We start from the raw sequence: 11,214 nt of genomic DNA, 5'->3' as shown, positions 1-11,214 counted from the left end.
GTCAGTGGCTGAAGAGCATGCTGGCGGCGAGGGCCGCGATGATGGCGCTGGAGAGCAGGGCGGTGACCAGGCGACCACGGTCGCTGGTGAGCACCCGGCCGACCACCCGGCCGCCCGCGGCGATCAGCAACTGCCAACTGGCCGAGGCGATGAACACCCCGAGGGTGAAGAGGGCGGCGATGGCCGTACCGGAGCCACCCAGGTCCGCCCGGCCGAGCACCAGCGCCGTGAAATAAACGACAGTGGCCGGGTTGAGCAGGGTCAGCGCGAGAATCCCGACGAACGCCCGCACCGGAGTGTCCAACCCACGCCGCTCACCCGCCGGACGTGTCGGGCCGGGAACGCGCAGGGCCCGCCACGCCCCGTGGGCGGCGAGGGCGAACAGCACCGCCGCCGCGGCCAGCCGCAGCGGCGTGGCGAGCGGCGCCAGCCACCCGGCGACGATGGCGCCACCGAACGCCGCGACGCCGGCACAGACCCCGTCGGCGGTGGCCACCCCGAGCGCGCCGGACGCACCGACCCGGAACGAGGTGCGCACGGCGAGCCCGAGGATGAGTACGGCGATCGCGCCGACCGGGATGGCGACACCGTAGCCGGCGATCAGGCCGGCGAGGAACGCCGTGGTCACGACAGCGACCGGTGCGGCGAGGCTATCCCGGGCACGGTCCGCTGCCGGGTCACGGCGGTGGTCGTGGCGACCGTGGGCGGCATCGTCGGGTACGGCTCGATCACCGCACCATCCTGCGTCGGTGCCGCCACCGGGACCACGCATTATTCGCGCCCGTTACGGCAGCGCTGCTGCGCTCAGCCGACCTCGAGCGGCAGGGACGGATCGTTGGTCCATTCCCACAGCGAGCCGTCGTAGACCGCCACGTCGGTCTCGCCGATCAGGCGCAGCGCCAGGGCGTCCCCGGTGGCAGCGATCCCGCCGCCGCAGTAGGTGACCTTCCGCCCCGGCTGGGCCTGCACCTCCTTGAAGATCTCACGCAGCTCCGGCACCGGCCGGAACGTCCCGTCAGCGGGGTCGAGCAGGGCGGCGACGAAGACGTTGCGGCTGCCCGGGATCCGGCCCGGCCGCGCGTAGCTGATCGTCTCGGTGGCGTGGTGGTCCTCCGGCGACAGCGAGTTGATCAAGCAGGCGCCGCTGCCGCTCTCCACCACCTGCTTGACCTCGTCGAATTCGGCGAAGAGCTCCGGCCGAGGGGTGCCGACGAATTCCGCCGGCGGGTAGCTCTCCGCCCCGGACCGGGTGGGCCGGCCCTCGGCGGTCCACTTGCCGAACCCGCCGTCGAGCACCGCCACGTTGTCGAAGCCGTTGGCGAGCAGCAGCCACCACAGCCGGGTGGCCCAGAACACGTTGGCCGCGTACACGACGACCGCCGTGTCGGTGCCGATGCCCAGCCGGCCGGCCGCCGCGGCGAACCGTTCGGGAGATGGCTTGGTGAACCAGCCGCCGTCCGGCTCGGAGAAATCGTCGATGATGTCCGCGAACGCCGCGCCGGGGATGTGGGCGGTGAGGTAGTCGGGGCGACCGGACGTCTGGCTCCACTTCCCGCCCGCCTCGGTCGGCGCGGCCAGGTGCACCGTGGCGTCCAGGATTCGCAGCTTCGGGTCGTCGAGGTGTTGGGCCAGCCACTCGGTGGACACGAGCGGGGTGGGCAGGTCAGCCATGGGTCCTCCTGATGCCATCGGCGCTATTCCCTACCAAAACAGTCGGAATGACGCGCGTCGAGCGCGTCACCCGGATGGGCGACGCGCTCGACGGCGATCGACGGAAGACCGGTCAGACGTTGAAGCCGAGGGAGCGAAGCTGGTCCCGACCCTCGTCAGTGATCTTGTCCGGCCCCCACGGGGGCAGCCAGACCCAGTTGATCCGCATGTCCTTGACCAGGCCGCCACCCGGGCCGGTGGTCAGCGCCTGCCGCGCCTGGTCCTCGATCACGTCGGTCAGCGGGCACGCCGCCGAGGTCAGCGTCATGTCCAGGGTGGCCACGTTGTCGTCGTCGACGTGGACGCCGTACACCAGGCCCAGATCGACCACGTTGATGCCCAGCTCCGGGTCGACGACGTCCTTCATCGCCTCCTCGACGTCAGCGGCGGCGGCCTTCGGGCCGCCAGCCGACTCGACCGCGGCGGCCTCGCCACCGGCCGTCGGCGTCGTCGCGTCGTCGGTTGCCACGGCGCCCACCTCCGGCGTGCTGGCAGTTTCCTCGCTCATGCCTTCACCTCCGTCGGGCTCACGCCCACACCGGCGCGTGCCGCGGCGTCCTTGAACGCCATCCACGGCAACAGCGCGCACTTGACCCGGGCGGGGTAGCGGGCCACGCCCTCGAACGCCACCCCGTCACCGAGCACGTCCTCATCCGGCGTGACCTGGCCACGGCCGGACATCAGCGCCACGAACGCCGCGTGCACCTCGAACGCCTCACTCGCGGCCCGGCCGGTCAGCAACTCGTGCAGCACGCTCGCGGACGCCTGGCTGATCGAGCAGCCCATCCCGTCGTACGACACATCGTGCAGCGTGTCGCCGTCGGTGGCCACCCGGATGGTCACCTCGTCACCGCAGGTCGGGTTGACGTGGTGCGCCTCGCCGACCTGGTCGGCCGGATCGGCGGCGTCACGCAGGCCGCGACCGTGCGGATGCTTGTAGTGGTCCAGGATGATCTCCTGGTAGAGAGACTCAAGCTGCATCAGGCCGGACTCCCGCCGATTCGCCGGGCTCCTGCGTCGCCCGGCTCATCGGAACACCTTCCGCACCTGTTCCAGACCCGCGACCAGAGCGTCGATCTCCTCCATCGTGGTGTAGAGGTAGAACGAGGCGCGGGTCGTCGCGGGCACCCCGAACCGGGTGCAGACCGGCCGGGCGCAGTGGTGGCCGACCCGCACCTGCACGCCGAGCGAGTCGAGGACCTGGCCGACGTCGTGCGGATGCACGTCGCCGAGGGCGAAGGAGATCGTCCCGCCCCGCCCGACCGGCACGTCCGGGCCGAAGATCCGCAGGCCGGGCACGGTGGCCAGGGCATCCAGCGCGTACGCGGTCAGTTCCTTCTCGTGCCACTGCACGGCCCGCATGCCCAGGCCGGAGAGGTAGTCCACGGCGGCGCCGAGCGCAACCGCCTCAGCGATCGGCGGGGTGCCCGCCTCGAAGCGGGCCGGCGGCGCGGCGAACGTGGAGCCACCCATCGTCACCGTCTCGATCATCGAGCCGCCGCCGAGCACCGGTGGCATCGTCGCGAGCAGCTCCGCCCGGCCCCAGAGCACCCCGATGCCGGTCGGGCCGCACATCTTGTGTCCGGTGAAGACGATGAAGTCGGCGTCCAGGTCGACCACGTCGATCGGCATGTGCGGCACCGACTGCGAGCAGTCGAGCAGCAGCAGCGCCCCCACTTCGCGGACCCGCGCGGTGATCCGCTCGGTGGCGTTGACCGTGCCGAGGATGTTGGACATGTGCACCAGCGAGACGATCTTCGTCCGCTCGTTGACCAGGTCCGTCAGCCCCGACTCGTCCAGCCGGCCGGAGTCGGTGACCGGGAACCAGCGCAGCGTCGCGCCGGTGCGCTCGGCCAACAACTGCCACGGGACGATGTTCGAGTGGTGCTCCATCTCGGAGATGACGATCTCGTCACCCGGCCCGAGCCGGAACCTCTCGTCCGCGTCGGGGCGCAGCGAGGCGTTGGAGAAGGCGTACGCCACCAGGTTGATCGCCTCGGTGGAGTTCTTGGTGAACACCACCTCGTCGACGCTGGGCGCGTTGACGAACGCGGCGATCTTGCCCCGGGCCCCCTCGTACGCCTCGGTGGCCTCGGTGCCCAGGGTGTGCACCGAGCGCGACACGTTGGCGTTGTGCCGCTCGTAGTGCTCGCGCAGCACATCGAGCACCTGGCGCGGCTTGTGGGAGGTGTTGGCGCTGTCCAGGTAGACCAGCGGGTGGCCGTTGATCTCCCGGTCGAGGATCGGGAAGTCGGCGCGTACCGCCGCCACGTCGTAGCGGGGCACGTCGTCGTACTGTGGCATCCCCGGCGGGATCGCGATGGTGGTCATCGTCGTGACCGGCCTTTCCCTTCGGAAGAAATCAGGCTCGCGCCGACCCGGCCCCGGCCGCGTACCGCTCGTAGCCCTCATCCTCGAGCTTGTCGGCCAGCTCCGGGCCGCCTTCCTCGACGATCCGGCCGCCGACGAAGACGTGCACGAAGTCCGGCTTGATGTAGCGCAGGATCCGGGTGTAGTGGGTGATCAGCAGCAGCCCGGTGTCGCCGGTGTCGCGCACCTGGTTCACGCCCTCGCTGACCACGCGCAGCGCGTCCACGTCCAGGCCCGAGTCGGTCTCGTCCAGGATGGCGATCTTCGGCTTGAGCAGCTTCAGCTGCACGATCTCGTGCCGCTTCTTCTCACCGCCGGAGAAGCCCTCGTTGACGTTGCGCTGGGCGAAGGCCGGGTCCATGTGCAGCCGCTCCATGGCACCGCGCAGCTCGCCGGCCCAGGTGCGCAGCTTCGGCGCCTCGCCGTCGATCGCGGTCTTGGCGGTACGCAGGAAGTTCGCCACCGACACGCCGGGCACCTCGACCGGGTACTGCATGGCCAGGAAGAGGCCGGCGCGGGCCCGCTCGTCGACGGAGAGCGCGAGGACGTCCTCGCCGTCCAGAGTCACCGAGCCGCCGGTGATCTCGTACTTCGGGTGGCCGGCGACCGCGTACGCCAGGGTCGACTTGCCGGAGCCGTTCGGGCCCATGATCGCGTGGGTCTCGCCGGAGCGCACGGTCAGGTCGACGCCGGTCAGGATCGGCTTGAGCTCACCGTCGGGCAGCTTGACCGACACCTGCAGGTCACGGATCTCCAGGGTGCTCATTATCGGGTCACTCCATTGCTCGGCATCGGGCGGCCGTCGTCGCCCACGGAAAGATAAATGTCGCCGTCGCGGACTTCGACGGAATAGACAGGAACGGGTTCGGTGGCGGGCAGCCCGGTCGGCTCACCGGTGCGCAGGTCGAAGCGGGAGCCGTGCAGCCAGCACTCCAGCGTGCAGCCCTCCACCTCCCCCTCCGACAGCGGCACCGCGGCGTGCGAGCACTCGTCGTAGATGGCGTAGAAGTTGCCGTCCTCGGCGTGCACCAGCGCAACCTGCGTGCCGTCGACGTCGGCGCTGATCGCGGTGCCCTTCGGCACGTCCTCGGTGGAACAGATGCGGATCATCAGGCGCCGGCCTTCGCGAGGCGCGCCTCGATCGCCGCACCGAGGCGCTCGCGCAGCTCCTCGACCGGGATCTTGTTCAGCAGCTCGGCGAAGAAGCCACGCACCACCAGGCGCCGAGCCTCGGCCTCCGGGATGCCCCGGGCCATCAGGTAGAACAGCTGCTCGTCGTCGAAACGGCCGGTCGCGCTCGCGTGGCCGGCGCCGGCGATCTCGCCGGTCTCGATCTCCAGGTTGGGTACGGAGTCCGCCCGCGCGCCGTCGGTGAGTAGCAGGTTCCGGTTGATCTCGTACGTGTCGGTGCCGGTCGCCTCGGCACGGATCAGCACGTCGCCGACCCAGACCGTGCGGGCGCTGGCCCCCTGCAACGCGCCCCGGTAGCCGACGTAGCTGCGGCAGTCCGGCACGGTGTGGTCGACCAACTGGCGGTGCTCCAGGTGCTGCCCCGAGTCGGCGAAGTAGAGGCCGTACAGCTCGGCCTCGCCGCCCCGGTCGGTGTACTCGACCGACGTGTACTGCCGAACCAGGTCGCCACCGAGGCTGACCTGGACGTGCACCACACGCGCGTCGCGGCCCAGCTTCACCTTCAGGTGCTGCGCCTGCACCGCGTCGTCGGCCCAGTCGGCGACGGTGACCAGGGTCAGCTTCGCCCCGTCGGCCACCGTCACCTCGACGTTGTCGGCGAGCGTCGCCGAACCGACGTGCTCCACCACCAGGGTGGCCTCGGCGAACCGCTCCACCTGCACGAAGGTGTGCCCGAAGGCCAGCCCGTCGGTGCCCTCACCGACCACCCGCAGGGTCACCGGCTCGGCCACCACGGCCTCACGGGCGACCTGCACCAGCAGCGCCTCGGCCGCACCCCCGTAGCCGAGCGCGCTGACCCGGTCGACCGGGGTCAGCACACTGCCGACCCGCGGGTCGTCCTTCGCGATCCGCTCGACGGTGACGCCTTCGGGCAGGTCGGCGTACTCGTGGCGAACCGTGCCGGTCGCGGTCGGAACGTCGCCGACCAGCCCGCGCAGTCGCTTGAGCGGGGTGAAGCGCCACTCCTCCTCGAGGCCGGTGAGGGCCGGGAAGTCGGCGACGTCGTACGAGCGAAGCGCCTGCGACTTGGTGCTGGGCGGCGCGGAAGCCTGGGTAGTCATCTCGTCCTTGGTCTGTTCTTGCGACGACGGTCTGGTGCTTCGGTGGCGGGCCGGCATGCGCCGGCCCGCCGGCGGGGGCGGGTCAGCCGACCGCGCCCTCCATCTGCAACTCGATCAGGCGGTTGAGCTCCAGGGCGTACTCCATCGGCAGTTCCTTGGCGACCGGCTCGATGAAGCCGCGCACGATCATCGCCATCGCCTCGTCCTCGCTCAGGCCCCGGCTCATCAGGTAGAAGAGCTGGTCCTCGCTGACCTTGGAGACGGTGGCCTCGTGCCCCATCGACACGTCGTCCTCACGGATGTCGACGTACGGGTAGGTGTCGGAGCGGGAGATGGTGTCGACCAGCAGCGCGTCGCACTTGACCGTGCTGGCGCTGCTGTGCGAGCCCTCCAGCACCTGCACCAGCCCACGGTACGAGGTGCGGCCGCCGCCCCGGGCGATCGACTTCGACACGATGGTGCTGCTGGTGTGCGGCGCGGCGTGCACCATCTTGGCGCCCGCGTCCTGGTGCTGGCCCTCGCCGGCCATGGCCACCGAGAGCACCTCGCCCTTGGCGTGCTCGCCGGTCATGTAGACCGCCGGGTACTTCATGGTCACCTTGGAGCCGATGTTGCCGTCGACCCACTCCATGGTCGCGCCCTCGTGGCACACCGCGCGCTTGGTGACCAGGTTGTAGACGTTGTTCGACCAGTTCTGGATGGTGGTGTAGCGGCACCGGGCGTTCTTCTTGACGATGATCTCGACCACCGCGCTGTGCAGCGAGTCGGAGGAGTAGATGGGCGCGGTGCAGCCCTCGACGTAGTGCACGTACGCGCCCTCGTCGACGATGATCAGCGTCCGCTCGAACTGGCCCATGTTCTCGGTGTTGATCCGGAAGTACGCCTGCAGCGGGATCTCCACGTGCACGCCCTTCGGCACGTAGATGAACGAGCCACCGGACCACACGGAAGTGTTCAGCGCGGCGAACTTGTTGTCGCCGACCGGGATCACCGTGCCGAAGTACTCCTTGAACAGGTCCTCGTGCTCCTTGAGGGCGGTGTCGGTGTCGAGGAAGACGACACCCTGCTCCTCCAGGTCGTCACGGATCTTGTGGTAGACCACCTCGGACTCGTACTGCGCCGCCACACCGGCCACGAGGCGCTGCTTCTCCGCCTCCGGGATGCCCAGCCGGTCGTACGTGTTCTTGATGTCCTCGGGCAGGTCCTCCCAGCTGGTGGCCTGCTTCTCGGTGGAGCGCACGAAGTACTTGATGTTGTCGAAGTCAATCCCGGTGAGGTCGGCGCCCCAGGCCGGCATCGGCTTGCGCTCGAACAGTCGCAGCCCCTTCAGCCGCAGGTCGAGCATCCAGGCCGGCTCGTTCTTCTTGGCCGAGATGTCCCGCACCACCGCCTCGTTGAGACCACGCTGGGCGGCAGCGCCGGCGACGTCCGGGTCGGCCCAGCCGTACTCGTAATTGCCCAGGGCAGCGAGCTGCTCCTCCTGGGTCAGGGGCTGGACGATCTGCTCGGTCATCTATCTGTCCCTCACAGTGGTGACGGTCTTACCGGACTGGGCAGGCGGCGGACCGGGAATGTGCGTGGTGCACACCCCGTCGCCGTGCGCGATGGTGGCCAGGCGCTGCACGTGGGTGCCGACCAGGCGGGAGATCACCGTGGTCTCGGCCTCGCACAGCTGGGGGAACTCGGCGGCCACGTGCGCCACCGGGCAGTGGTGCTGGCAGAGCTGGCCGCCGGAAGCGATCGTGGACGCACTGGCAGCGTATCCCTCGGCGGTCAGCGCCGAGGCGAGTGCCTCCGCACGGGCCATCGGATCGTCCCCGGCGTGGGCCAGGGCGGCCCGACAGCGCTCCTCCAGGGCGGCCACCTGCTCGGCGGCGAACTCCTCCACCGCCCGCGCGCCACCGGTACGGGCGATCCAGCGCAGCGCGGCGGTGGCCATGTTGTCGTAGTGATGGGTGCCGCACCGGCTACGGGCGGCGTCGGTCAGCAGGAACACCTTGGCCGGCCGGCCCCGGCCGCGGTGGCCGCGTACGGTCTGCTCGCGGGAGACCACGTCACCCTCGGCGAGCATCGCGTCGAGGTGCCGGCGGATCGCCGCCGGGCTTAGCCCCAGCGCGTCACCCAACTGGGCGGCGGTGGCTGCCCGCCGTTCCAGCAGCAGCTGGGTGACCCGGTCGCGGGTCGACCGGTCAGCAGACGGCGCGGACCGACCGACGGCCGAATCAGCCGCCGGCTGGTGCCCGGAGAACCCTGCCGCCTTTTTCACAACACCCACGTTACGTAATTCGTCCAGGCCCCGCAAATTCCGGACCCGGTGATCCGAACCACCGGAGGGCCGGAGTCACCCGATCGGGGTCAACTACGGTGCGTAGGATTCGCTGCGTGAAGCGATCTGCCCGGTTTCCGGTCTCCGCCACCCTGCTGCGTCGTCTCGCGTTCGCCAACATCGTCGCCAACGCGGTGATCGTGGTCACCGGCGGGGCGGTCCGGCTGACCGCCTCCGGGCTCGGCTGTCCCACCTGGCCCCGCTGCACCGACGAGTCGTACGTCGCCACCGACGAGATGGGCGTGCACGGGGCGATCGAGTTCGGCAACCGGCTGCTCACCTTCGTTCTGGTGCTGATCGCGGGTGCCACCCTGCTGGCCGCGCTGGCGCACCGGCCGCGCCGACGGGGCGTGGTGCCGCTCGCGCTGGGCGTGGTCGTCGGCATCATCGCCCAGGCCGTGATCGGCGGGATCACCGTACGCACCCAACTGCACCCCTCGATCGTGGGCATCCACTTCGTGGTGTCGATGCTGTTGCTGCTCGTCGCGTACGCCCTGTGGCGCCGCACCGGTGAGCCGGACGGGCCGAAGACCCCGCTGGTCCCCCCGGCGCTGCAGGCCCTGACCTGGAGCACGGTGGTGGTCAGCGCGGCGGTGATCGTGGCCGGGGTCGCGGTGACCGGCAGTGGTCCGCACGCCGGCGACGCCGACGCGATCCGCAACGGTCTCGACCCCCAGGCGATCTCCCAGATCCACGCCGACCTCGTCTTCCTCCTCGTCGGCCTGACCGTGGGGCTCTGGCTGGCCCTGCACGCGGCCGGCGCCCCGGCGTCGGCCGTACGCGCCGCCCGCACGCTGTTCCTGGTCGAGCTTGCCCAGGGCGTGATCGGCTTCGTGCAGTACTTCACGAACCTGCCCGTACTGCTGGTCGGCGCACACATGCTCGGATCCTGCCTGGTCTGGCTCGCCACCCTGTCGGTGCTCTGGTCGATCCGCGAGCGTCGCCCGCTCGACACGGCACCGCGGGCGGCCGCGCCGATCGCGTCCGCCGAGCAGCCGGTCCCCGCCTGAGCAACGACGCCGACCTGGGGCGCGGGTGCGGTGCCGGGTGCCGTGCCAGTTGGCGCGCGCCGGGTGCCGTCCCGGTTGGCACGCCGGATGACGCGCGCCGAGCGCCGGGCCGGATGACGCGCCGGGTGCCGGATCGCGCGTCGCTGGACGGGTCAGACGTCGGGCGTCACGGTGCGACGCCCGCGGCGTGGGCGTGCCCGGATCGGCGGTCGCGCCCCAGATGGATGCGGATGGCCTCGGCGAGGCGGTCCGGAGCGCCCTCGGCGTACCCGATGAACAGCGAGGGCTCGGTCAGCTCCAACTCCACCAACACGGGAGTGCCGTCGGGACCTGGAATCAGATCCACCCGGGCGTAGAGCAGGCGATCCGATCCGCCCGGCACCGCGGCCAGGGCCCGCTCCGCCACGGCGAGCTGGGCGCTGTCGGCGGTACGCGGGGCCACCTCTTCGGCCCTGTACAGCCCTTCGACGCCCTCGTCCGGCCCGGTCAGCATCGGCCCCTTGCGGATCGCGTGGCTGAAAATCAGGCCGTCCGGGCCGGCGAGGTAGAGCAGCGCGGTCTCACCGGCGGTGTCGACGGCGCGGAGGTACGGCTGGACCATGCTCACCCGGCCGGCCGCGCCGAGCCGCCGCACATGAGCCAGCGCCAGTCGCCGGTGTTCCGGGTCGGCCAGGTCGTAGCGGCCGGTGTCCCGGCTGCCGGCGCTGATGGCGGGCTTGATGACGTACTCGCCCCGGTCGGCGGGCGGCTGCCACGGCTCGCCGGGCGACACCCAGCCGGTCGGCACCGCCGGTACACCGGCGGAGGAGAGCTCGTCCAGGTAGCGCTTGTCGGTGTTCCAGCGCACCACATCGGCCGGGTTGGCCAGCCTGGGCACCCGAGTGGCCCAGGCGACAAACTCGTCACGCCGCGGCATGTAGTCCCAGGGCGAGCGGAGCACCGCCAGGTCGTACGCCGTCCAGTCGACGGTCGGGTCGTCCCAGACGGCGGGCTCCGCGGCGATCCCGCGCGCGGACAGCGGACCCTGGACGAGGCGGTCGTCCGCGTCGAGTTCGGGTAGTTCCGCGCAGGTGACGAGAGCGACCCGGGGTTCCCCCCGGGTCGACTGGTGGTGGTTGGTCAATTTATCTCAACGGGCCATCGTGCGCCGGGCCATCGAACGCCAGAGGTCGTTGCTCGGGCGCATCTGGTCCATCAGTTCCCGCTCCCACGCGTTCTCCACGTCGACCCCGGCCTGCGCGCAGGCCTCGCGGGCCTTGACCGTGTCCTCCGCGAACTGGTCGCCCCACGCGCCGTCGGAGCCCACCAGGACGATCCGTGCGCCGCGTTTGCCGACGTACTCGATGACCGCCTTCGCTCCGCCGTGCTCGGCGGCGAACGACTTGATACCCGCGACCACGCCGCTGGACGGCTGCCCGGCCGCGGTCTGATCAGCCGTCAGCATCGTGTCGGAACCATCTGTCATGACCCGAGCCTATGCAGACCAGCACCCGGACGGGCGAGAACCATGAACCTTTTGTGATACCCATTACGCCTTCGTTTAAGC

General features: G+C 70.6%; 13 protein-coding genes. 1 reads left to right on the top strand and 12 read right to left on the bottom strand.

Going from position 1 to position 11,214, the window contains the following annotated elements; translation table 11 throughout:
• Nucleotide 1: 1 nt before the first annotated feature.
• The 10 genes from Vqi01_RS14130 to Vqi01_RS14085 form a co-directional block, all read right to left on the bottom strand.
• Nucleotides 2-628 carry a LysE family transporter gene (locus tag Vqi01_RS14130; protein ID WP_239098387.1) on the bottom strand — a complete coding sequence of 209 codons (627 nt, stop codon included), beginning with the start codon at nucleotides 626-628 and terminating at the stop codon, nucleotides 2-4.
• A gap of 176 nt (nucleotides 629-804) precedes the next feature.
• Nucleotides 805-1,671: a sulfurtransferase gene (locus Vqi01_RS14125; protein WP_204035242.1), complete on the bottom strand. Its 867-nt coding sequence runs from the start codon at nucleotides 1,669-1,671 to the stop codon at nucleotides 805-807.
• A 112-nt stretch (nucleotides 1,672-1,783) separates the two neighbouring features.
• A complete protein-coding gene (locus tag Vqi01_RS14120) occupies nucleotides 1,784-2,218 on the bottom strand; it encodes a metal-sulfur cluster assembly factor (RefSeq protein WP_204035241.1) in 435 nt (144 codons plus the stop codon).
• The gene (sufU, locus tag Vqi01_RS14115; RefSeq protein WP_204035240.1) at nucleotides 2,215-2,691 is read right to left on the bottom strand and encodes a Fe-S cluster assembly sulfur transfer protein SufU; all 477 of its coding nucleotides are present in this window, start codon (nucleotides 2,689-2,691) and stop codon (nucleotides 2,215-2,217) included. Before sufU ends, Vqi01_RS14120 begins: the two co-directional genes overlap by 4 nt.
• A gap of 45 nt (nucleotides 2,692-2,736) precedes the next feature.
• Nucleotides 2,737-4,041, bottom strand: coding sequence for a cysteine desulfurase (locus Vqi01_RS14110; RefSeq protein ID WP_204035239.1), 1,305 nt, complete (start codon nucleotides 4,039-4,041; stop codon nucleotides 2,737-2,739).
• Between the two features lie 31 nt (nucleotides 4,042-4,072).
• Nucleotides 4,073-4,846 (bottom strand): Fe-S cluster assembly ATPase SufC, encoded by a 774-nt coding sequence (sufC, locus tag Vqi01_RS14105; RefSeq protein ID WP_204035238.1) that lies wholly within the window; start codon nucleotides 4,844-4,846, stop codon nucleotides 4,073-4,075.
• Entirely contained in the window at nucleotides 4,846-5,190 is a 345-nt protein-coding gene (locus Vqi01_RS14100) for a non-heme iron oxygenase ferredoxin subunit (protein ID WP_204035237.1), read from the bottom strand. The genes sufC and Vqi01_RS14100 overlap by 1 nt, the downstream gene beginning before the upstream one ends.
• On the bottom strand, nucleotides 5,190-6,332 hold the full coding sequence (sufD, locus tag Vqi01_RS14095; RefSeq protein ID WP_204035236.1) for a Fe-S cluster assembly protein SufD: 1,143 nt from the start codon (nucleotides 6,330-6,332) through the stop codon (nucleotides 5,190-5,192). The genes Vqi01_RS14100 and sufD overlap by 1 nt, the downstream gene beginning before the upstream one ends.
• Nucleotides 6,333-6,414: 82 nt before the next feature.
• Nucleotides 6,415-7,845: a Fe-S cluster assembly protein SufB gene (gene sufB / locus Vqi01_RS14090; RefSeq protein ID WP_204035235.1), complete on the bottom strand. Its 1,431-nt coding sequence runs from the start codon at nucleotides 7,843-7,845 to the stop codon at nucleotides 6,415-6,417.
• On the bottom strand, nucleotides 7,846-8,598 hold the full coding sequence (locus Vqi01_RS14085; protein ID WP_204035234.1) for a helix-turn-helix transcriptional regulator: 753 nt from the start codon (nucleotides 8,596-8,598) through the stop codon (nucleotides 7,846-7,848). It lies immediately after the preceding gene.
• A gap of 98 nt (nucleotides 8,599-8,696) precedes the next feature.
• On the opposite strand from Vqi01_RS14085, the gene Vqi01_RS14080 reads away from it, so the two are divergent.
• On the top strand, nucleotides 8,697-9,668 hold the full coding sequence (locus tag Vqi01_RS14080) for a COX15/CtaA family protein (RefSeq protein WP_204035233.1): 972 nt from the start codon (nucleotides 8,697-8,699) through the stop codon (nucleotides 9,666-9,668).
• A gap of 166 nt (nucleotides 9,669-9,834) precedes the next feature.
• Here Vqi01_RS14080 and Vqi01_RS14075 read toward each other — a convergent pair whose 3' ends face one another.
• Nucleotides 9,835-10,791 (bottom strand): ATP-grasp domain-containing protein, encoded by a 957-nt coding sequence (locus Vqi01_RS14075; RefSeq protein WP_204035232.1) that lies wholly within the window; start codon nucleotides 10,789-10,791, stop codon nucleotides 9,835-9,837.
• Nucleotides 10,792-10,797: 6 nt separating this feature from the next.
• Complete coding sequence (locus tag Vqi01_RS14070; RefSeq protein WP_204035231.1) at nucleotides 10,798-11,133, bottom strand: hypothetical protein; 336 nt, start codon at nucleotides 11,131-11,133, stop codon at nucleotides 10,798-10,800.
• Nucleotides 11,134-11,214 lie beyond the last annotated feature (81 nt).

The organism is Micromonospora qiuiae (genome assembly GCF_016863555.1).
GTDB lineage: Bacteria > Actinomycetota > Actinomycetes > Mycobacteriales > Micromonosporaceae > Micromonospora > Micromonospora qiuiae.
Note: the sequence above shows the minus strand (reverse complement) of the source record. Positions and strands in the feature narration are given on the sequence as shown.